This is a genomic window from Nocardioides sp. 503 (assembly GCF_004522095.1).
GTDB lineage: Bacteria > Actinomycetota > Actinomycetes > Propionibacteriales > Nocardioidaceae > Nocardioides.
Map to the genome: position 1 here is coordinate 24,326 of NZ_SPUI01000013.1, position 20,415 is coordinate 44,740.

At 72.8% G+C, this 20,415-nt stretch carries 23 protein-coding genes and 1 other RNA gene; 9 read left to right on the forward strand and 15 right to left on the reverse strand.

The window, feature by feature from the left end:
- Positions 1–2: 2 nt before the first annotated feature.
- A complete protein-coding gene (locus tag E4622_RS22435) occupies positions 3–1,460 on the reverse strand; it encodes an MFS transporter (RefSeq protein WP_134742462.1) in 1,458 nt (485 codons plus the stop codon).
- Between the two features lie 98 nt (positions 1,461–1,558).
- On the opposite strand from E4622_RS22435, the gene E4622_RS22440 reads away from it, so the two are divergent.
- Positions 1,559–2,296, forward strand: a complete 738-nt coding sequence (locus E4622_RS22440; protein ID WP_209022060.1) for a TetR/AcrR family transcriptional regulator C-terminal domain-containing protein — start codon at positions 1,559–1,561, stop codon at positions 2,294–2,296.
- Between the two features lie 6 nt (positions 2,297–2,302).
- Here the strand turns inward: E4622_RS22440 and E4622_RS22445 are convergent, their stop codons facing one another.
- Positions 2,303–3,883 carry an MFS transporter gene (locus E4622_RS22445; protein ID WP_134742463.1) on the reverse strand — a complete coding sequence of 527 codons (1,581 nt, stop codon included), beginning with the start codon at positions 3,881–3,883 and terminating at the stop codon, positions 2,303–2,305.
- Between the two features lie 108 nt (positions 3,884–3,991).
- On the opposite strand from E4622_RS22445, the gene E4622_RS22450 reads away from it, so the two are divergent.
- Positions 3,992–4,852 (forward strand): MarR family transcriptional regulator, encoded by an 861-nt coding sequence (locus E4622_RS22450; RefSeq protein ID WP_134742464.1) that lies wholly within the window; start codon positions 3,992–3,994, stop codon positions 4,850–4,852.
- Here E4622_RS22450 and yaaA read toward each other — a convergent pair.
- Positions 4,849–5,628 (reverse strand): peroxide stress protein YaaA, encoded by a 780-nt coding sequence (yaaA, locus tag E4622_RS22455; protein WP_134742465.1) that lies wholly within the window; start codon positions 5,626–5,628, stop codon positions 4,849–4,851. The two genes, E4622_RS22450 and yaaA, sit on opposite strands and share 4 nt — an antisense overlap.
- Positions 5,629–5,666: 38 nt before the next feature.
- Here yaaA and E4622_RS22460 point away from each other — a divergent pair, with 38 nt between their 5' ends.
- Positions 5,667–7,130 carry an RNB domain-containing ribonuclease gene (locus tag E4622_RS22460; RefSeq protein ID WP_134742466.1) on the forward strand — a complete coding sequence of 488 codons (1,464 nt, stop codon included), beginning with the start codon at positions 5,667–5,669 and terminating at the stop codon, positions 7,128–7,130.
- Here the strand turns inward: E4622_RS22460 and E4622_RS22465 are convergent.
- From E4622_RS22465 to E4622_RS22470, 3 genes are read right to left on the reverse strand one after another with little or no spacing between them, the layout of a single operon-like run.
- Positions 7,127–7,573, reverse strand: a complete 447-nt coding sequence (locus tag E4622_RS22465) for an NUDIX hydrolase (protein ID WP_134742467.1) — start codon at positions 7,571–7,573, stop codon at positions 7,127–7,129. The genes E4622_RS22460 and E4622_RS22465 overlap by 4 nt on opposite strands.
- 46 nt (positions 7,574–7,619) lie before the next feature.
- The gene (locus tag E4622_RS22990; protein WP_167736207.1) at positions 7,620–7,775 is read right to left on the reverse strand and encodes a hypothetical protein; all 156 of its coding nucleotides are present in this window, start codon (positions 7,773–7,775) and stop codon (positions 7,620–7,622) included.
- Between the two features lie 58 nt (positions 7,776–7,833).
- Positions 7,834–8,421: a sugar O-acetyltransferase gene (locus E4622_RS22470; RefSeq protein ID WP_209022061.1), complete on the reverse strand. Its 588-nt coding sequence runs from the start codon at positions 8,419–8,421 to the stop codon at positions 7,834–7,836.
- Positions 8,422–8,504: 83 nt separating this feature from the next.
- Between E4622_RS22470 and E4622_RS22475 the strand changes: the two genes are divergently transcribed.
- The 3 genes from E4622_RS22475 (at position 8,505) to E4622_RS22485 (ending at position 11,109) form a co-directional block, all read left to right on the forward strand.
- Positions 8,505–9,344 carry a phosphatase PAP2 family protein gene (locus tag E4622_RS22475; protein WP_134742468.1) on the forward strand — a complete coding sequence of 280 codons (840 nt, stop codon included), beginning with the start codon at positions 8,505–8,507 and terminating at the stop codon, positions 9,342–9,344.
- Between the two features lie 81 nt (positions 9,345–9,425).
- The gene (locus E4622_RS22480; RefSeq protein WP_134742469.1) at positions 9,426–9,956 is read left to right on the forward strand and encodes a SigE family RNA polymerase sigma factor; all 531 of its coding nucleotides are present in this window, start codon (positions 9,426–9,428) and stop codon (positions 9,954–9,956) included.
- A gap of 1 nt (position 9,957) precedes the next feature.
- On the forward strand, positions 9,958–11,109 hold the full coding sequence (locus tag E4622_RS22485) for a hypothetical protein (protein WP_134742470.1): 1,152 nt from the start codon (positions 9,958–9,960) through the stop codon (positions 11,107–11,109).
- On the opposite strand, the gene E4622_RS22490 is transcribed toward E4622_RS22485, so the two are convergent.
- Entirely contained in the window at positions 11,106–11,957 is an 852-nt protein-coding gene (locus E4622_RS22490; protein ID WP_134742471.1) for an NAD(P)H-binding protein, read from the reverse strand. The two genes, E4622_RS22485 and E4622_RS22490, sit on opposite strands and share 4 nt — an antisense overlap.
- A 268-nt stretch (positions 11,958–12,225) precedes the next feature.
- Positions 12,226–12,596: RNase P RNA component class A (gene rnpB, locus E4622_RS22495), an RNA gene on the reverse strand.
- 83 nt (positions 12,597–12,679) lie between these two features.
- Here rnpB and E4622_RS22500 point away from each other — a divergent pair.
- Positions 12,680–13,204 carry a tetratricopeptide repeat protein gene (locus tag E4622_RS22500; RefSeq protein ID WP_245156166.1) on the forward strand — a complete coding sequence of 175 codons (525 nt, stop codon included), beginning with the start codon at positions 12,680–12,682 and terminating at the stop codon, positions 13,202–13,204.
- Here E4622_RS22500 and E4622_RS22505 read toward each other — a convergent pair.
- Genes E4622_RS22505 through E4622_RS22515 form a run of 3 tightly spaced genes read right to left on the reverse strand, consistent with a single transcriptional unit; the run spans position 13,134 to position 16,491 of the window.
- Positions 13,134–13,973, reverse strand: a complete 840-nt coding sequence (locus tag E4622_RS22505) for a transglutaminase family protein (RefSeq protein WP_209022062.1) — start codon at positions 13,971–13,973, stop codon at positions 13,134–13,136. The genes E4622_RS22500 and E4622_RS22505 overlap by 71 nt on opposite strands.
- Positions 13,973–14,896 (reverse strand): alpha-E domain-containing protein, encoded by a 924-nt coding sequence (locus E4622_RS22510; protein WP_134742472.1) that lies wholly within the window; start codon positions 14,894–14,896, stop codon positions 13,973–13,975. Before E4622_RS22510 ends, E4622_RS22505 begins: the two co-directional genes overlap by 1 nt.
- Positions 14,890–16,491 carry a circularly permuted type 2 ATP-grasp protein gene (locus tag E4622_RS22515; RefSeq protein ID WP_134742473.1) on the reverse strand — a complete coding sequence of 534 codons (1,602 nt, stop codon included), beginning with the start codon at positions 16,489–16,491 and terminating at the stop codon, positions 14,890–14,892. Before E4622_RS22515 ends, E4622_RS22510 begins: the two co-directional genes overlap by 7 nt.
- A 104-nt stretch (positions 16,492–16,595) precedes the next feature.
- On the opposite strand from E4622_RS22515, the gene E4622_RS22520 reads away from it, so the two are divergent.
- A complete protein-coding gene (locus E4622_RS22520; RefSeq protein WP_134742474.1) occupies positions 16,596–16,781 on the forward strand; it encodes a hypothetical protein in 186 nt (61 codons plus the stop codon).
- A gap of 80 nt (positions 16,782–16,861) precedes the next feature.
- The gene (locus E4622_RS22525) at positions 16,862–17,077 is read left to right on the forward strand and encodes a hypothetical protein (RefSeq protein ID WP_134742475.1); all 216 of its coding nucleotides are present in this window, start codon (positions 16,862–16,864) and stop codon (positions 17,075–17,077) included.
- Between the two features lie 8 nt (positions 17,078–17,085).
- Here the strand turns inward: E4622_RS22525 and E4622_RS22530 are convergent, their stop codons facing one another.
- From E4622_RS22530 to E4622_RS22995, 4 genes are all read right to left on the reverse strand, one after another.
- Positions 17,086–18,261 carry a PQQ-dependent sugar dehydrogenase gene (locus tag E4622_RS22530; RefSeq protein ID WP_167736208.1) on the reverse strand — a complete coding sequence of 392 codons (1,176 nt, stop codon included), beginning with the start codon at positions 18,259–18,261 and terminating at the stop codon, positions 17,086–17,088.
- A gap of 43 nt (positions 18,262–18,304) precedes the next feature.
- Entirely contained in the window at positions 18,305–19,177 is an 873-nt protein-coding gene (gene panB / locus E4622_RS22535; protein ID WP_134742477.1) for a 3-methyl-2-oxobutanoate hydroxymethyltransferase, read from the reverse strand.
- A 123-nt stretch (positions 19,178–19,300) separates the two neighbouring features.
- Entirely contained in the window at positions 19,301–19,762 is a 462-nt protein-coding gene (locus E4622_RS22540) for a VOC family protein (protein WP_134742478.1), read from the reverse strand.
- A 142-nt stretch (positions 19,763–19,904) separates the two neighbouring features.
- Positions 19,905–20,415: HNH endonuclease signature motif containing protein (locus E4622_RS22995; RefSeq protein ID WP_167736209.1), on the reverse strand; the 511-nt coding region annotated here is incomplete at its 5' end.

Sequence of the window (20,415 nt, forward strand, 5' to 3'; positions counted from 1 at the left end):
CCTCAGTGGTGCTCGTCGGTGCTGCGGGAGTCGGTGAGGGTGAGCGCACCGCCGGCCGCGACGAGACCGACGACCACCGCGAGGAGGGCGTAGGTCACCCGCTCGCCGTGGAAGAACGACGCCACCAGCTCGTGGCTCCACGTCCCGGCGGGCAGTCGGGTGGTGACCAGGACGGCGATGAGGGTGCCGACCACGGCGGTGCCGATGCTGGTGCCGACCTCCTGGGCGGTGTCGTTGAGCGCCGCGCCGATCGAGGTCCGGTTGCTCGGCATCGCGTCGACCAGCGCGACCGCGCAGATCGTCATGACCGTGCGGAGGCCGATGGTCATGACGACCATGCTGGCCGCGATGGCGGCGTACCCGTGGTCGACGCCCCAGGCGAGGCCACCGAGGGCGCCGGCCATGAGGCCGGCCCCGACCAGGCAGGCGATGCGGTGGCCGAACTGCCGGGCCAGCCACTCCGAGACCGGGGTCGCCGCGATCATGGTCACGATCAGCGGCAGGTTGGCGAGGCCCGCCTTCACCGGGCTCCAGCCGTAGGCGTACTGGAAGTGCAGGATCAGCCCGAACATCACGCTCGACATGGCGATGGACGTCCCGAGCTGCGCGATGGCGGCGCCCCGGACGGTGCCGGAGGAGAAGAGGCCGAGGTCGAGCATGGGCGAGGCCGTACGACGCTCGTGCCACACGAAGGCGACGCCCGCGAGCACGGCTCCGACGACCGAGCCGAGGGTGGCTGCGGACAGCCAGCCGTGCTCGACGCCGCTGGTCAGCGCGTAGCAAGCCAGGCCGATCGTGACGATGCTGAGTACGGCGCCGGGCAGGTCGAGCCGGTCGCGCGTGAGGTCCTCGGGCCGGTCGGCGGGGACGCCGAGGCGCACGCCCACAAAGGCGATCAGCGCGATCGGCGCGTTGACGACGAGCAGCCACTCCCAGCGCACGTGCGCCAGTGCGGTGCCACCCAGCAGCGGGCCCAGGATGAACCCGGACATGCCGACGACGATCATGACGGTCATGGCGCGCATGCGCAGGGCGTCGTCGTCGAACAGGCGGAACACCAGCGAGTTGGTGATCGGCGCCATCGCCGCGGCGGCGAGGCCGAGCACGGCGCGCAGGGCGATCAGCTGACCGCCGCTGTCGACGGCGACCACGAGGGCGCTGATCGAGCCGAAGGCGACGAGACCGACGAGCAGCACCCGGCGACGTCCGAGCCGGTCGGCCATCGACCCGGCGGTGAGCAGGAGCCCGCCGAAGGTGAGCGAGTAGGCGCCGGTCACCCACTGCAGGGCGGTCGTGCCGCTGCCCAGGTCGCGACCGATCGTGGGCAGCGCGATCGTGAGCAGCGTGTTGTCCACCATCTCCACGAAGAAGGCGAGGCACAGCGCGGCGAGGGGGATCCAGGCCGCCCGGAGGGAGGCGTAGGTCCGGGTGGGGGCGGTGGTGGTCGGGGTGGTGGTCATGGCCGGCTCCTGTCATCGAACGACGTTCGACAATCGAACGATGTTCCATAAACTAGAACATTGTTCGATGCGGCGCAAGATGTGATGGACTGTGACTCATGGCACCCCCACCCGCCGCCCCGGCGTCCCGCCCCTCACGACGCTCCGCGTCGCGCCCCGACGGCACCCGCCGCCGGGCCTCGCACTCGATGGAGGCGGTCCTCACCGAGGCCGTGGCGCTGCTGGACGAGGCGGGGGAGGGCGCGCTGACCTTCCGCGCGCTGGCCGCCCGGCTGGGCGGCGGCGTCGCCAGCATCTACTGGTACGTCGCCAGCAAGGAGGAGCTGCTCGACCGGGCCGCCAACCACGTGCTGGCCGACGTGCTCGCCGACGCCGAGCTGCAGGTCGAGCGCGAGGACCCGATCGACGGCATGCGCGCGATCGCCGTGACCCTCTTCGACGCGGTCGCCGACCGGCCGTGGCTGGGCGCCTACTTCATGCGCGACACCGAGCTGCAGCCCCACGGCCTGCAGCTCTACGAGCGGCTCGGCCAGCAGACGCTGCGGCTGGACCTCACCCCACGCCAGCGCTTCCACGCGGTGTCGGCCGTCATCGGCTTCGTCGTCGGCACCGCCGCGGACATGGGCCAGGAGCCGCCGCGCGAGGTGCTCGAGGGCGAGATCACCCGCGAGGAGTACCTCGCCCGCTGGGCCGAGGAGTGGCGCTCGCTCGACGCGGACTCCTACCCCTACGTCCACCACATCGTCGACGAGTTCGCCACCCACGACGACGCCGAGCAGTTCCGCGCCGGCCTGGAGCTGATCCTGGCCGGGCTGCGGCTCCAGGCCGGGGGCTGAGGGGGCCTAGCCGTCCTGGGGCTGCTGCTCCCGGGCCGCGGGGCCCTGCGGCACGAAGTCCTTCTGCCGGATCAGCACCAGGCAGCACGCGCCGGCGACGTAGGCGATGACGGCGCCGATCACGATGATGTGGTTGAGCGCGTCGACGAAGCTCGAGGTCGCGACGGCCGCGAGCTGGTCACGTACGGCGGCCGGGGCCTGCGCCAGCACGGCTTGGATCTGACCTCCGGTCACCGCCTCCGCGATGCCGTCCGACTGGCCCGCGGCGGGGGTGCCGGCCAGCCCGTCGCGCACGCCGTCGGCGACCTGGTGGCTGAACAGCGAGCCCAGCGCCGCGATGCCGGTGGCGATCCCGACCTGGCGGAACGTCGAGTTGATGCCCGACGCCATGCCGGAGCGCTCGACGGGCACCACGCCCACTGCGGTCGAGGCGAGCGGGGTGTTGATCATGCCGATGCCGACCCCGGCCACGAGCAGCCCCGGGATCAGGTGGGTCCACGACGAGTCGGGCTCGAGGCCGCCCATCAGCAGCAGCCCGGTGCCGGTCAGCGCGAAGCCGGGCACGATCAGCCACTTGGCCGGGATGTGGGCGGTGAGCCGGCCCGCGATCGCCGCGGCCACGAAGGACGCGCCGGAGAGGAAGAGCACCCGCACGCCGGTGCCGACGGCGGAGTAGCCCTGCACGTTCTGCAGGTAGAGCACGAGGTAGGTGAGCAGCGAGAAGATCGAGGCCGAGACGCCGAACGCCGCGATGAGGCCGCCGGTGAAGGTCGGCTTGCGGAGCAGGGTGAGGTCGAACATCGGGTGCTCCTGGAGCAGCTGGCTCACCACGAACGCCGCCAGCAGCACGGCCGCCGCGACCAGGCAGACCAGCACCCGGTCGTCGCTCCAGGACTCCTGCCCCGCGCGGATCAGGGCGTAGACCAGCGACGCGAGCGCGACGGAGAACGTCACGAAGCCGATCCAGTCGGGGCTTCCCGCGCGCGGGTCGTGGGACTCCTTGACCCGCCACAGCCCGATGGCCATGGCGGCGAGGCAGATGGGGATGTTGACGAAGAAGATCCAGCGCCACGACAGCCCCGAGGTCAGGACACCGCCGAGCACGGGGCCGATCGCGACGGCCACCCCGGTCGTCGCGCCGAAGGCGCCGAAGGCCACGCCGCGGTCGCGGCCGGTGTAGGCCGAGGCGATCAGGGCCAGGGCGGTGGCGAACATGGCGGCGCCGCCGATGCCCTGGAACGCGCGGGCGACCTGGAGGAAGAACACGTCCTGCGCGGCCCCGCACGCGATCGAGCCGAGCATGAACAGCCCGGTGCCGATGACGAAGACCATGCGGCGTCCGTAGAGGTCGGCGAGCGACCCCGCCGTCAGCAGGAGGGCCGCCAGGCTCAGGGCGTAGGCGTCGATGACCCACTGCAGGTCCGACAGCGAGGCGTCGAGCTCGGTCTGGATGTCGGGCAGGGCGACGTTCACGATGGTGATGTCGAGCAGCAGGATGAACACGCCGGTGCAGACGGCGATCAGCGTCCACCACTTGGGGTCGCGCGCGCCGGCTCGTTCGGGTGCCGAGGTGGCCTGGTCGGTCATGGTTGGACCTCTCTGCGATTCATCACGTGCCTCACGATTACCCTGTGAACGGTATCCGAGTTCCGCGATCCGTCAAGTACCTAACGATTCAGTGAGAGAGGGATCACCGTGACGCTGCTCCCCGCCCTCGCCGGCTCGCTCGGCCACGTGGTGTGGCGAGCGGCCGCCCGGGTGACCGGTGCCCTCGACGCCACCCTTCCACTCGGCGTCGACATCCACGGCTACGCCGTCCTGACCGCGCTCGCCGACGGGGCGCCGCGCTCCCAGCAGTGGCTGGCCGACGCCGTCGCGGTGAGCCGCACCACGATGACCAAGGTGGCTGCGCAGCTGGTGGAGGCGGGGCTCGTGGAGAGGGACCGCAACCCGGTGGACCGGCGGGCCTACGCCCTGACCCGGACGCCGGCCGGCGCCGCCGCCGTGGAGCAGTGGGCGGACCACGTGGTCGCCGTCGAGGACGCGCTCGTCGCCGGCCTCAGCCGCTCCGAGCGCTCCGAGCTGCACGCGCTGCTGGTCGCCCAGGTCGGTCAGGACCTGGGGGAGGACACGCCGGCGCCGCTGCTCGCCAGCACGGCCTTCCTGGTCACGCGCCTGCACGCGCGCCTGCACGTCGAGGTCGCGGCGGCCCTGCGCGAGCTCGACGTCGAGCCGCGCCACCTCGGCACCTTCCTCGTGCTGCACGACCGCGGTCCCGTCGCGCAGTCCGAGCTCGCCCGCCACCTGGGCATCAGCGGTCCGAGCGTGGTGGAGATCGTCGACCAGCTGGAGCGGCGCGGGGCGCTCGAGCGCCGCCGCTCCGACACCGACCGACGGACCCAGCTCCTGCACCTGCTGCCGCTGGGGGAGGAGCTGCTGCCCGTCGTCCACCGCCGCGGGGCGCAGGCCGCCGACCGGGTGCTGGGGCGGCTCTCGGCGCGAGAGCGCGACCGCCTCCGTCTGCTGCTGGTCAGCTTCGTCGCCGGCGGCTCCTAGAGCTGCGCCACGACCACGTCGAGCTGGGTGCCCTGGGGCGTGGGTTCGCCGACCTCGACGACCCAGCCGAGGTCGCGCAGGACCTCGGCCAGCCGTGCCGGGGTGCGCGGGTCGCGGCCGTCCTCCAGCAGCGCCCGCACGATCCGCCCCTTGGTCGCCTTGTTGAAGTGGCTCACGACCTGGCGGCGGCCGTCCACCTCGTGGAGCACCCGCACGGTCGCCACCCGGCGGGCCAGCGCGGGCGACGGGCGCCAGAAGGCGGCGTACGTCCCGGAGCGGAGGTCGACCAGCAGCCCGGTGCCCATCGCGGCGGTCACCGCGTCGCCGAGGTGGGCGCGCCAGTGGGCCGCGACGCCGCCCAGCCCGGGCAGCGAGGCGTCGCCGGAAAGCCGGTAGGCCGGGATGCGGTCGGAGGGACGGACCAGCCCGAACAGGCTGCTGGTCACCGCGACCCGGCCGGTCGCGCGCCGCTTGGCCGCCGTGGAGAGGGTCGCGAAGTCGAGGGCCTCGTAGACCACGCCGCGGTAGACCTGGTCGCCGCGGGCCGTGGGCGTGCGCCGTACGTCGGCGTTGAGGCGGACCAGCTCGAGCTGGGTCTTGGGGACCCCGAGCGTCTTCGCCGCGACCTCGACATCGCCCTCGCAGAGCTCCACCAGCGCGTCCAGCACCTGCTCGCGGGCGGCCGTCAGACCGGGGCTGCCGAGGGTGGTCAGGTCGAGAGGCCGGCCGCGGCGCGGTGCGGCCTTGCCCTCGCTGGGCGGCAGCAGGATGAGCACCCCGCAACCCTAGGGGGCGGTGATCTAGGGTCGAGCACATGCCGAGCAACCGGGTCGTCCACATCAAGGTCGCCGACGACAGCGCCGCGGACGGCGCCGTCGTCGCGACGCTGCGCGCGGGCATCGAGCGGATCCGCGCCGAGCTGGACGTGAGCCCGGACTTCCCGCCCGAGGTCGAGGCGGCCGCGGAGGCCGCCGCGGCCGCACCGCGCCTGCCCGACCTGGACCGCACCGACATCCCGTTCGTCACCATCGACCCCGAGGGGGCGATGGACCTCGACCAGGCGCTGCACATCGAGCGCGCCGGCGACGGCTACGTCGTCCACTACGCCATCGCCGACGTGGCCGCCTTCGTGAGCCCCGGCGACCCGATCGACCTGGAGTCGCACCGGCGGGGGGAGACCCTCTACGGCGCCGACTCCAAGGTGCCGCTGCACCCCAAGGTCATCTCCGAGGACGCCGGCTCCCTCGTGGCCGGCCAGGTGCGGCCGGCGCTGCTCTGGACGATCGCGGTCGACGACACCGGCGAGGGCACCGACGTGCGCGTCGAGCGGGCGCGGGTGCGCTCGACGGCCAAGCTCTCCTACGAGGCCGCGCAGGCCGCCGTCGACGACGGCAGCGCCGACGAGGTGCTGCAGCTGCTGCAGGAGATCGGCGAGCTGCGGCTGGCGCGCGACGCGGCGCGCGGCGGCGTCTCGCTCCCGCTCCCCGAGCAGGAGATCGACATCCAGGGCGGCCACTGGAGCCTGGAGTTCCGCAGCCTGCTGCCGGTGGAGCTGTGGAACTCCCAGATCTCGCTGCTCACCGGCTTCGGCGCCGCGACGCTCATGGTCTACGGCCGCGTCGGGCTGCTCCGCACCCTGCCGGCCCCCGACCCTCGCGACGTGCAGCGGCTCCACCGCACCGCCCGCGCGCTGGGCATCGAGTGGCCGGCCGAGATGCTCTACCCCGACTTCATCCGCTCGCTGGACCCGACGCGGCCCACGCACGCCGCGATGGTCGTGGCCAGCGCCCGGCTGTTGCGCGGCAGCGGCTACGTCGCCTTCGACGGCGAGGTGCCCGCCGAGCCGCTGCACTCCGCGCTGGCCTCGGAGTACGCCCACGTGACGGCGCCCCTGCGGCGCCTGGCCGACCGCTACGCCGGAGAGGTGTGCGTGGCGCTGTGCGCCGGCGAGCCCGTGCCGGACTGGGTCCTGGCCGCGCTGCCCGACCTGCCCCGGACGATGCAGCAGTCGAGCCAGCGCGCCAAGGGCTACGAGCGGGCGGTGCTCGACCTGGTCGAGGCCGGCCTACTGGCCGCCCGGGTCGGGGAGGAGTTCGACGGCGTGATCGTCAGCGTCGACGAGAAGCGGCCCGACCACGGGGTGGTCATGCTCGCCGAGCTGGGGGTCGAGGCCCGCATCGTGGGCGAGGACCTGCCGCTCGGGACCGACGTACGCGTGCGGCTGGAGAAGGCCGACGTCGACACCCGCAAGGTCGAGCTGAGCCTGGTCCGCTCCTAGGACGCCGCGACGAACTCCGCGAGCGCGGAGCCGGGCGCCGACCAGGCCTGCCGGAAGCTCGGGTGCAGCGGGAGGTCCTCGACCTCCGACGCCGGGACCCAGGCGTGCCCGTCGCTCTCCGACAGGTCGCTGAGCTCCAGGCGGCCGGTGGGCACCGCGAGCACCGTCTCGTAGGTCCACCCGCCGCAGCTGGCGGTGGAGGAGCCGCGCACCTCCACGTCGTGCGAGGCGACGCCGAGCTCCTCACCGGCCTCGCGGAGCGCGGCCTGGACCCAGCTCTCGCCCCGCTCGCGCGCCCCGCCTGGGATGGACCAGGTGCCGCCCTGGTGCGCCCAGCGGGCGCGCAGCTGCAGCAGCACCCGACCGCCCTCGGCAAGCAGCAGGCCGGCGGCGCCGCGGCGGCCCCAGTGGGCGTGCCCGCGGTCGCACGTCGCCCAGCTCATGGCCCCAGCCTAGGGGCGCGCGAAAGGCGAGCTCGGTCCTCCCGGGTCAGGGGAGCACGGGCTCGGTGTCGGGGAGCGTCGGGTCCGCGGGAGTCTCGCCGGGGCCGGGGTCGGGCGTGATGACGGGGTCGCCCGGGCTGGTGGGCCCGGGGCTGGGCACCACGTCGGGGTCCGGCAGGGGCTCGGTCGGTGTCGTGGTCATGCCGTTCCGTTACCCGGGCGCGCCGCCGTCCATGCCCGACCGCATCCTTCCGGGCCGCTCAGGGGAGCGGCTTGACGACGCGCGCGGGGTTGCCGACCGCCACGACGTCGGCGGGGAGGTCCTTGGTGACCACCGAGCCTGCGCCCACGACCGTGTTGGCGCCGATGCTCACGCCGGGGCAGACGATGACCCCGCCGCCGAGCCAGACGTTGTCGCCGAGGGTGATCGGCCGGGCGGCCTCCCACTTGTCGCGTCGCGGGCCGGGCTCCAGGGGGTGGGTGGGAGTCAGGAGCTGGACGTGGGGGCCGATCTGCACGTCGTCACCGATCGTGATCGGGGCGACGTCGAGAGCCATGAGGCCGTAGTTGACGAAGCAGCGGGCGCCGATGGTGAGGTGGCTGCCGAAGTCGACGTAGAGCGGCGGACGGATCGCGGTCTCCTCGCCGACCGAGCCCAAGAGCTGCTCCAGCAGGGCCCGGCGCAGGGGCCGCTGTCGCGAGTGGGTCGCGTTGTAGGCGCCCATCAGGTCCTGGGCGACATGGCTCTCCTCGTCCAGCTCGGGGTCGTCGGCGAGGTAGAGGTCGCCGGCGACCATCCGCTCGCGCATCGAGCGGTCGTCGGTCGGGTCGACGGGGGAGTCAGCCATGGCCGCACGCTACCCGCACGCGGCGCCGCGATGCCCGGCCCAACAAGTGGAGCACCCCTCCGGTTAGGGGCTATCCTGAGGTGGTGGTGACGCTGGATCAGTGCCGGAGAGCCCCCGGCGAGCGGCTGCGCGACCGAGCCCGGGACGCCGTGCCGGAGCGTGTTCCGGCGACGGCGTCACGGCTGGTGTCGGCCCTCCGGGCCCACTGGGTCGTCGAGCTCGGGGTGCTGGCCGGGCTCTTCGCCGCCTACAACCTGATCCGCGCCGCCCAGGGCGACGACGCCGGTGCGGCCATGGCGCACAGCCGCTGGGTGCTCGGCCTCGAGGGGGACGTCTTCCGCCACGTCGAGGTGCCGCTGAACGCATGGATGGGCACGTCGCCCGTCGTCGCCGTCGCGGCCTGCTACTTCTACGCGCTCATGCACTACGTCGTGACGCCGACGGTCCTGCTGCTCACGCGCCGCGCCGGTGGGTGGCTCTACTGGCGCGGCTACTGGGCGATCGTCCTCGCGTCGGCGATCGCGCTGGCCGTCTACGCCGCCTGGCCGATGGCGCCGCCTCGTCTCGTCCCCGACCTCGGCATCGCCGACGTGATGCGCGACTACTCCGCCTACGGGTGGTGGGGCTCGGCGGCCTCCGCTCCACGCGGCATCGGCGACGCCACCAACCAGTACGCCGCGATGCCGTCGCTGCACTTCGGGTGGTCGCTGTGGTGCGCCGTGCAGCTGTGGGGACTGCCGTCGCGTCTCTGGCGGGTCCCCGCCGTGGCCTACCCCGTGCTGCAGGTCCTGGTCGTGCTCGCCACCGGCAACCACTTCCTCCTCGACGTCGTCGGCGGCGCCGCCGTCGTGACCCTGGCCTACCTCGCGGTGGCTCTCGGGCGCCACCTCCTGCTCTCCCGCGACGAGCGCGCCAGGATCTGACACCACATCCGAGCAGGTGCGTGTCGGACGCAACCTTCCGCGCGGAGGTGTCGTCAAGTGGGGTACGAAAGGGGTGCCCCGATGGCCTTCTCGACCACCAAGCAAGCACCAGCCGCGCCGGCGTACGACGAGTACGCGGCGTCGGCCTGGCCGTGGCTCTACCGCTGCGCGTACCTGCTCAGCGGCAACCACGCGGACGCCGAGGACCTGGCGCAGCAGACGCTGCTGCAGGCCTACCGGTCCTGGTCCAAGGTGAGCCGCGCCGACGAGCCGCGTGCCTACCTGCGACGGATGCTGACCAACCTCTACATCTCCCAGCGCCGCCCCCAGGCGCGCCGCCTGGAGCTGCTCACCGACGCCCCGCCCGAGCCGCGGACGGCGTCGGGGGACGCGGGCCCCGAGGACCGGATGGTCCTGTGGCCGCACGTCGCGTCCCTGCCGCCGAGGCAACGGGCGGTGATCGTCCTGCGCTACTACGAGCAGCTCAGCGAGCGCGAGATCGCCGATGCGCTCGACTGCTCGACCGGCAACGTCAAGTCCACGGCGCACCGTGCGCTCCAAGCCCTGCGAGCCGCCGTCGGCCCCGAGGCACACGACGGAGAGGAGGTCTGACATGGCCACCGAGATCGAAGAGATGCTGGCCCGCGAGCTGCACGAGGTCGCGGGTGGAGTCCGGGTGCCGCCCCTGCCGGCCCTGCCCACCGAGGCGCCGAAGGCGGCCGCGTCGTGGGTCGTCAGGCCGCTGCTGGCCGCCGCGGTCGTGGCCCTGGTCATCGGGCTCGTGGCCGTGATCGCCGGCCGCGGCGGTGACGACAGGCCGCAGCCCGCTCCCTCCCCGAGCCCGACCGTGACCGAGACCGACGTCTCGACCGCGGCGCCGACGGTGCCCTACGTCGTCGACGGTCGGCTCTACTCCGGCGGCGAGCAGGTGCCGGGGGAGTGGTGGGGGTTGCAGACCGGCGGCGAGGTGTGGCTCGCGGTGCAGTCGGACGGCTCCTGGTGGTGGGGCCGGCCGGGTGCGGAGCCGCGCCGTCTCGAGGGCGAGGTGCAGCAGTCGCCGGCCCTCTCGCCCGACGGCGGCTACGTCGCCTGGATCGACGTCAGCAGCGGGAAGGCGGTGCTCACCGGCGCCGACACCCAGCCCGCGGGGGAGGGCTTCGGGGACGCGCCGATCGAGGACCTGCCGACCTCCGAGGACGGTGTCGGCCTCACTGTCCCCGCCGTCACCGACGAGGGCGACGTGTTCGTCACCGGCATGCGCACCCGCCTGATGTGGCGCGCGCAGTTCGAGGACCAGCGGACCGTCGTGGACCTCACCCAGACGGCCCCGGCCCAGCGCGTCCTGCAGGCGACGGTGGCCGGGCTGGTCGTGGTCGACGAGTCCGACGGTCCCACCGACTCCGCGGAGACGGCGCCGTACCTCGCCACCGTCTCAGGCGAGGGCCGGATCGACGAGGTGTCGCCGCTGCCGACGTTCGACTCCTTGGAGGTCAGCACCGCAGGCACCTGGCTGGTGCGCTCGGCTGGTGGGACCACCGTCGGCGACGTCATGGGCACGGCGACGCTGCAGGCCCAACCGACCGTGGGTGGCGACGAGGTCGTCCTGCGAGCGCCGCAGGGCGGAGCCTTCGGCAACTCCAGCTGGCACTGGGAGGACGACGACAACCTGATCGCCTGGGTGACGCCCGCAGGGCGGGACGACGGGGGACAGGCGACCCGCTGCAACGTCAGTCTGGGGAAGTGCGTGCTCCTGCCCGACGCCTAGCCGGTCAGGATCTCGCGGTGGTCGTCGAGGAAGGCCCGCAGCGTGCGGGCCGGGCGGCCGGTGACGCGCTCGACCGTGTCGGTGACCACCGCGAAGGTGCCTGCCTGGACCCGCTCGAAGGTCACGCGGGTGAGGTCCCGCTCGAAGCCCTCGGTGCCCTCCAGCGCCGCTTCGAGCGGGATCTCACGGTGCGTCACGGGCCGACCGGCGGCCTCGGCGAGCAGGCCGGCGGTGTCCTCGAGGGTGACGGCCTCGGGACCGGAGAGCTCGTGCACCTGGCCGCCGTGCCCGTCGTCGAGCAGCGCCCGTTCGGCCACGGCCGCGATGTCGCGGACGTCGATCCATGCCACGGACGCACCGCCGCTGGAGAACCGCAGCTCCCCGGTCTCGGCGATCTCGTCGAGGTAGAAGCGCGGGTCGGTGAGGACCTGCATGAACCAGCTCGGCCGCAGGATCGTCCAGGGCCGCCCGCTGTCGCGCACCGCGCGCTCGGCCCGCACCGCCCAGCCGGCTGTGCCCTCCGGCACGTCTTCGGCCGCCCTCTCCGACAGCAGCACGATGCGGGTCGAGGGCACGGTCTCGGCGACCAGCGCCGCGATCAGCTCCGGGGCATCGGCGCGGTCGGGCCGGACGACGTACACCGCGTCGACGCCGTCGAGCGCCCCTGCCCACCCGTCGGGGTCGTCCCAGGAGAAGGAGGTGGGGCGTACGCCGTCAGCGGTCACGGTGGACGGCGTGCTGCTGCCGCCGAGCACCTCGACGTCCGGACGCGCGGCGAGCAGCTCCGCCAGCGGCACGCCGGTCTTGCCGCGGACACCGGTCACCAGGACACGCGTCGATGCAGTCATCCAGCCAGTCTGTCGGTCCGGGCATGGACAGCGGCATGAGAGTGCGGAGCCGTCAGCGGGTTCGGGTCCGTGAGTAGACCAAGACGCCGATGAAGATTGCGCCCAACGCGGCTTGCATCACAGCACTGGCCCAGTCTTGTCGTGCCACCTGGTAGACGGCGCTCGCCACCAAGAGCACGGCGAGCGCGCTGACGCCGATGAGTCCCCACGAGTCTCGCAGGCGGCGCTGCGTTACGGCTGTCACGCCCGAACCATACTCAGCCAGGGACGAACGGGCTGGCCTGTAGGCCGGGTTCTGTCCTCGGTCGAGACCGAGGGGCGACCATCCATCTACGGCTGCCGTTGCCGCCAGCCTCCAGCGATCTACCCGTGCACTCGGGCGAGCAGCCCTCGGACGTGCACTGTCTGATCTTGCTCCAGGTGGGGTTTGCCGAGCCAGTCCGGTCGCCCGGGCCGCTGGTGGTCTCTTGCTCCACCGTTTCACCCTTACCGACTCCCTCCCGGAGGAGAGGGCCGGCGGTCTGTTCTCTGTGGCACTTTCCCGCGGGTTGCCCCGGGTGGGTGTTACCCACCACCTCGCTCTGCGGAGCCCGGACCTTCCTCGGGGAGTCTCCTCCACGCGGTCGCCCGGCCAGCCCGTTCGCACCTCGCACTGTAGGGCAACCGGCCCGTGGGCGTCGCGTCGCCAGGAATGACCGCGTCGGTGGGGCTGTTGAGCAGGCATGAACGACGACAGCATCCTCCAGGCTCCTCCGGTGGTGTTCCCGGGGCAGCAGCACGCACCCGAGTCCGCCTACGGCACGGCCTACGACCTGCTGTCGCGCCGCGCCCCGCGGGAGGCGATGGCGGTGCTCGAGCCGGCACTCGAGGCCGAGCCGGGCAACACCGGGCTGCGGCTGCTGCGCGCCTGGGCCTACCTGATGCGCGCCCAGCTGCGACGGGCGGAGGCGGAGCTGGCCGGGCTGGTCGAGGAGTACCCCGACGACGTGTGGGCCCGCCACGCCCTCGGTCGCAGCCTGGAGCGCCAGTCGAAGCTGGCCGAGGCGCTGCCGCACCTGCGCCTGGCCGCGGTGATGAGCGGCGAACCCCGAGCACGAGCTCGCCGTCCTGCGCGTCGAGCGGCTGCTCGCCGAGCGCGGCGAGAAGCGCTGGGACGAGCTCGCCTGAGGCGGCCGCCTACGCGATCCGCGTCAGCGTCACCTCGACCGACATGCGCGAGGTCGAGGAGCCGGAGTAGATGCCGCTGAGCGGCTTGACGTCGCGGTAGTCGCGGCCGGTGGCGATGACGACGTACCGGTCGCCGGGCACGGCGTCGTTGGTCGGGTCGAAGGCGTGCCAGCCGTCGTCCCACCACTCCACCCACGCGTGCGACTCGCCGGGCACGGTCTCGCCGAGGACCGGGTCGTCGTTGGGGTGGAAGTAGCCCGAGACGTAGCGCGCCGGGATGCCGACCGAGCGCAGCCCGCCGATGACCAGGTGGACCATGTCCTGGCAGACGCCGGCGCGCTGCTGCCAGGCCACCGCCGCATGGGTCTGTACGTCGGTCGCGCCCGGCAGGAACTCCACCTCGTCGTGCACCAGCGCGCAGACGTCGCGCGCGGCCTCGCCGGGCAGCTCGTAGTCGGCGGCGATCTGCTTGACCCGCTGGGCGAAGTCGGCCGGCGGCTCGACGATGTCGGGCAGCGTGAGGTACTCCGTCCACCGGTCGGCCACCTCGCGGGTGGTGAGCGACTCCCACGAGGCCGACGGCGGCGGGGGAGCCGGGCGGTAGGTCTGCACCGTGGCCGTGGCGGTGACCGTCATCGCGTCGTGCGGGTCGACGACCTCGAACGCCGTCACCAACGTGCCGAAGTAGTCGCGGTACTCGTAGGTCCACGGCGGTGGCGACACCTCGAGCCGGCTGTGCAGCACGATCTGCTCGGGGGTCGTGACCGGGGTCAGGCGCGCCTGGTTGTAGGAGGCGACCGCCTTGCCATCGTACTCGAAGGTGGTGGTGTGCACGATCCGGATCTGCATCAGACGACTCCCTGCCAGGTCAGTGCCTCGGCGCCGGCGAAGTAGCGGCGGGTGACGGCCTCCGTGGCCAGCGCGCACGCCCGCTGGAGCCGCTCCATCTCCGTGGGCAGGTCGTGCAGGACGTCGGACAGGGAGCGGTACTCCAGCTCGGCGCGCATCCGGCCGAGCAGCCGCTGCGCCTCGTTCTGGAAGCCCGCGCGCGGGCCGGCCGACTCGAGGTTGTCGAGGCACTGCTCGGCCCGGTTGAGCGAGAACACCACCGAGCGCGGGAACAGCCGGTCCAGCAGCAGGAACTCCGCCGCGCCCCGGTCGGTCTCCAGACCGCGGTAGGTCCGCAGGAACGCCTCGTAGGCGCCGCACGCGCGCAGCGTCGAGGTCCACGGCGAGCCGTGGGAGAGCGACGCGGTGGCCACCAGGCGCGAGGTCATGTCGGCGCGCTCGACGCAGCGCCCGAGCATCAGGAAGTGCCAGCCCTCGTCGCGGGTCATGGTGGCGTCGGCGGTGCCGTTGATCAGCGCCGCCCGCTCGCGCACCCACTGGAAGATCCCCGGCGCCCGCTGGGCGTGGAACTGCCCGCTCGGGATCGCCCGGTACGTCGTGTTGATGGCCTCCCACATCGGGACCGAGAGCGTCTCTCGGGCCCGCCGGGCGCTCTCGCGTGCCGCAGCCAGCGCGGAGGCGATCGAGACGGGGGAGGAGGGGTTGTAGGCGAGCTGGTCGAGCACCATCGTGACGCCGACCGCGCTGGTCGGCTCGTCCTCGACGCCCATGATCGACAGCAGCCCCCGGCAGGTGGCGTCCTCGTCGAGCGAGCTGTCCTCGAGCAGCAGCTGGGTCTGGACGTCGAGGATGCGGGCGGTGTCCTCCGCGCGCTCGACGTAGCGGCCGATCCAGAACATCGACTCCGCGATCCGGCTCAGCATGACGCCCCCTCGAGGTCGACGCGGCTCTTGCCCTGCTGCTGCTGCTCGGCCTGGTTCTTCAGGTCGAGGATCGCGGGCCCCTCGTCGGAGGGTTGCGAGGGCGGCGGCGAGGGAGGGGCGGCAGGCTCCTCCGGTGCGGCCGGAGGCGCGGGAGCCGGCACCTTCGGCCCGGCCAGCACCCAGGTGTCCTTGGAGCCGCCGCCGCGCGAGGAGTTGACGATGAGCTCGCCCTCCGCGAGCGCGACCCGGGTGAGGCCGCCGGGCAGCACCCAGACGCGGTTGCCGTCGTTGACCGCGAACGGCCGCAGGTCGACGTGGCGGGGGCCGAGCTTGCCGTCGACGAACGTCGGGACCGTCGAGAGCTGCACCACCGGCTGCGCGATCCAGGAGCGCGGGTCCTGCAGCACCTTGGCCCGCAGCTCGTCGAGCTCCGCGCGCGAGGCGGCGGGCCCGATCACGATGCCCTTGCCCCCGGAGCCGTCGACCGGCTTGCAGACCAGCTCGTCGAGCCGGTCGAGCACCTCCTCGCGGGCGTCGTCGTCGCCCAGGCGCCAGGTGTCGACGTTCTTCAGCACCGGCTCCTCGCCGAGGTAGTAGCGGATCAGGTCGGGCAGGTAGGTGTAGACGAGCTTGTCGTCGGCCACGCCGTTGCCCGCGGCGTTGGCCAGCGTCACGTTGCCGGCGCGGGCGGCGTCGATCATGCCCGGGCAGCCCAGCATCGAGTCGGCGCGGAAGTGCACCGGGTCGAGGAACTCGTCGTCCACGCGCCGGTAGATCACGTGCACCGGCTCCAGGCCCTTGGTGGTGCGCATCATGACGCGGCCGCGGTGGCACTCCAGGTCGCGGCCCTCGACGAGCTCGACGCCCATGGTGCGGGCGAGCAACGCGTGCTCGAAGTAGGCGCCGTTGTAGACGCCCGGGGTCAGCACGACGACCGTCGGGTCGGTGACGCCGGCCGGGGCCGCGGCGCGCAGCGCGGCCAGCAGCCTCTGGGGGTACGCCGCCACCGGGCGGATCCGGTGGGCCGCGACGGTCTCGGGGAGGGCCGCGGAGATCGCGCGCCGGTTGGTCATCACGTAGGAGACGCCCGAGGGGACCCGCACGTTGTCCTCGAGCACCCGGAACTCGCCCTGGTCGTCGCGGATCAGGTCGATGCCCGACACGTGCACCCGCACCCCGTTGGCGGGCCGGACACCGGCCGCCTCCCGGTGGTAGTGCGACGAGGTGGCGATGACCGAGCGCGGGATCACGCCGTCGTCGAAGACCTGCCCGGCGTCGTACACGTCGGCCAGGAAGGCCTCGAGGCAGCGCACCCGCTGCTGGACGCCGCTCTCGATCGTGGTCCAGGTGTCCATCTCGATGACCCGCGGCAGGATGTCGAGGGGGAACGCGCGCTCCTCGCCGCCGATGTCGAACGTGACGCCCTGGTCGAGGTAGGTCGCCTGCAGCGCCTCGACCCGCGCCACGAGGTCGGGCGTGGTCATGGTCCCGAGGGAGTCGCGCAGACGGAGGTACGGCGGGCGCAGCTCGTCGCCGTCGAACATCTCGTCGTACGCCTGGCCGCCCGAGCCGTAGCCCTGGAACATCGCGTTCATGGCGCACAACCTACAAAGGGCGTATGTCGCTCACGTGACGCGCCGCGCATGCTGGACCGACGACCTCGTCGGCGATCCCGGGCGCCGCGTGTAGTTTCGGCCGCATGAGCCAGTTCTGGTACTGCATCAAGCACAGCCGCGTCGAGGGCGAGGACGGTTGCCCCAACAAGGACCGCCTCGGCCCCTACGACACCGAGGACGAGGCCGCCCACGCGCTGGAGAAGGCGGCCGCGCGCACCGAGGAGTGGGACCACGACCCCGACTGGAACGACGACAAGCTCGAGGACTGACGACCCGGGTGTTCTCCCGTCGTCGCCGCGCCACCGCGCCGCGCACAGTGTCCCCGTGGCCGTTCGTGGGGATGGGGCTGATGGCCGCGTCGTTCTTCCTGTACGCCGCCAGCGGGCTGCTCGCGCCCGCCTGGGGCGTCGTCGTGCTGCTGGTGATCTGGCTGGCTCTGCTGCTGCTCTGCTTCGCCTGGTGGACACCCCACCCGCGGCGGCTGCCGTGGGTGGGGGTGTTCGCCGTGGCGTTCTGGTTCGCCGCGCTCAACGCCGGCGGCGCCTTCCTGGGCTGGACGGCGTAGGCCGCGACCTAGCGGGCCGGGCGGACCCGCAGGACCAGGCCGGTGCCGTCGTCGCCGTCGGTGGTGACCAGCAGGTCGCCGTTGGGGGCGACCGTCACCGAGCGGAGCCGCCCGTAGCGCTTCAGCGCCGCCGGCACCCGCTTGCGGACCAGGTTGCCCCGAGGGCCGAAGGTGAGGAAGAGCATCCGTGAGGCCTTGAGCGCCGCGACCGCCATGGTGCCGTTGAGGGCGCCCCACTTGCGGCCGTAGACGAAGGCGGCGCCGGACGTGGCGATGGTGGGGTCGCCCGAGCGCCACTTGGCGCCGATCTGCTGTCCCGGCAGGCTCTGGTCGGTCATCGGCACCGACTCGTCGTAGCCGGGGACGGGGTTCCAGCCGTAGTCGCCGCCGTTGACGAGCTTGTTGACCTCGTCGTCGCGCGAGGAGCCGTGCTCGACCGACCACAGGCTGCCGTCGCGGCGCTGGGCGAGGCCCTGGACGTTGCGGTGGCCGTAGGTGTGGACGAAGCGGCGGGGACGGTCGGAGCCGGCGTACTTGTTGGTCGGCCAGGGCCGCCCCGTGAAGCGGTTGAGGCGCAGCGTCTTGCCGCCGAGCGAGTCGAGGTCGCGCGGGTTCGTGCCCACCGCGGCGTCGCCCGTGCCGACGAGCATCGAGCCGTCGTCGGTGATGAGCAGGCGGCAGCCGCCGTGGCGTCCGCTGGTGGTGGGGAAGCCGCCGATGAGCTTGCGCACGAAGGCCGCGCGGGTCATCTTCTTGTTCAGGCGCCAGACGTTGACGCGCACGTCGTGGCCGCCGCCGGACAGGAAGCCGCCCGAGCAGGTGTAGAAGCGGCGGTTGGTCGCGAAGCGGGGATCGACCTCGAGCGACATGAGGCCGGTCTCCCCGGAGTGCCACACCTTGCTGGACGGGAACCGCACGACGCGCTTGCCGCCGCGCTTGCCGGCGACGATCACGCGCGCGGTCTCACGCTCGGTCACCAGCAGCCGGCCTCCGGGCAGCGGCTTGACGTCCCACGGCTTGCTGAGGCCGGCGACCCGCTTGGTCACGACGAGGCGGGGCACGGCGCGCCGCTGAGCCTCGGCGAGCGTGATGGTGTCCGTGGCACGTGCCGAGGCGGCGACGGGTCCGGCCTCCGCGGCGGAGGCGCCGCCCGCGGGGGCGGCGGCGAGGACCAGGCTGAGCATGACTCCGAGTGTGACGATGCGCATGCCGCACGGTAACCGGTGGTCAGAAGGTGTGGTCGGGTCCTGGGAAGGTGCCGCCCTTGACGTCGGCGTCGAACGCGCGCGCCGCCTCGAGCAGGACGGTGTGGAGGTCGGCGTACTGCTTGACGAAGCGCGCCATGCGTCCGGTGCGCAGCCCGAAGGCGTCCTGCCAGACGAGCACCTGGCCGTCGCAGTCGGCGCCGGCGCCGATCCCGATGGTGGGGATCGAGAGCTCCTTGGTCACCTGCGCGGCCACGTCGCCGGGCACCATCTCCATCACGACCGCGAAGGCGCCGGCCTCCTGCACGGCGAGCGCGTCGGCGAGCACCCGCGTCGCGGTGTCCCCCCGGCCCTGCACGCGGTAGCCGCCGAGCGTGTGCTCGGACTGCGGGGTGAAGCCGATGTGGGCCATCACCGGGATGCCGCCGCGGGTCAGCTTCTCGATCTGCGGCGCCATCTCGACCCCGCCCTCGAGCTTGATCGCGTGCGCTCCGCCCTCCTTCATGAAGCGGACGGCCGTGAGGTAGGCCTGCTCGGGCGAGGCCTGGTAGGAGCCGAAGGGCAGGTCGCCGACGACCAGCGCCCGCTGCACGGACCGGCTGACCGCCCGCGTCAGCGGGATCAGCTCGTCGACGGTGACCGGCAGCGAGGTCTCGTTGCCGAAGACGTTGTTGCTGGCGGAGTCGCCCACCAGGAGCACCTCGATGCCGGCCTCGTCGAAGGTCTGCGCGGCGTACTGCTCGTAGGCCGTCAGCATCGAGAAGCGCTCGCCGCGCTCCTTGAGCTCGCGCAGGTGGTGCGTGCGCACCCGCTTGATCGCGGTCGGCGCCTGCGCCTCGGGCTTGGTCGGGCCGCTGCCGTAGGGCGCGGTCTCCTCCGGGGTGGGAGTGCTCATCGTCGAGCTCCGTTCACGTCATCTCGCAGCTCCCTGATGGAGTCCACGGACCGCTGTCCAGGCTAGCCCCGCAACACCGCTCCCGGCGCTGTGTCGCCGGTCACGCCGGCTGGGCTCGCGCGCTCAGCCGGCCGCGTCGGCCGCGGCCTCCAGGTCGGCGACCACGATCCGCTGCATGCCGAGCATGGACTGCGACGCCGCCTGCGCCCGGGCGGGGACGGGGTCCGACAGCAGCTCGTACAGGCGCTCCGGCACGATCTGCCAGGACAGCCCGAAGCGGTCTTTGAGCCACCCGCACATCGACTCCTCGCCGCCGTCGACCAGCGAGTCCCAGTAGTAGTCCACCTCCGACTGGTCCTTGCACGTCACGCTGAACGACACCGCCTCGGTGAAGTGCGCATGCACCGGACCGCCGTTGATGCCACGGAAGGTCAGCCCGTCCAGGTCGAACTCACCTGCCATCGCGTCCCCGCTGGGCAGCCGCGCGAGGTAGCGCACCGAGGAGCGGGGGAAGATCCGTGTGTAGAAGGTCGCCGCCTCCTCGAGGTTGTCGTCGAACCACAGGCAGGGCGAGATGCTGGTCATGGGTTCCCCCTCGGGACGGGTGCGATGACGGTGAGACCGGCCTGAGGCCGCTGACTCATCGTTGAGGTGCGTGGCGAGGCTCCCTCGAGGGCCGCGGGCGTGCCGATGCCCCGCAGGTGGCGTCCGGCGGGGTGTGGGGCGTTCAGGGTCGTCGTCGGTGGTCGAAGGGTTGGGTGCCGGTGTGGTCGCGGCGGTAGAGGTGGCCTTGGGGTGAGTGCCACAGGTAGGTGCCGCGGTCGAGGACGTCGTAGGTCCAGCGGCTGTGGGTCTTGAGGCGGTGGTGGCTGCGGCACAGGGGTGCGCTGTTGCAGGAGCAGGTGGGTCCGCCGTCGTGGTAGGGCACGACGTGGTCCTTGTCGCAGCGTTGGGCTGGGCGGGTGCAGAAGGGGAAGGTGCAGGTGAGGTCGATGAGCTCGTCCTGCTCGATGAGGCGGTGGGGGTGTTCGTAGGCGGCGACGTGGACGTGGTCGGCGAGGTCGCGGACCGGTCGGACGCGGATGATGGTGTCGGGGTTGTGGCACCACTGGCGGACGGTCTCGGCGTTGATGGGGGATCTGGTGGTCTCGCAGCGGGCGACGTTGGCGGCGGGGTTGCCGAAGACGGTCTCGGCGTGGAGGTGGACGACGAGCTCGACGGTCCGCTTGACCCTCGGC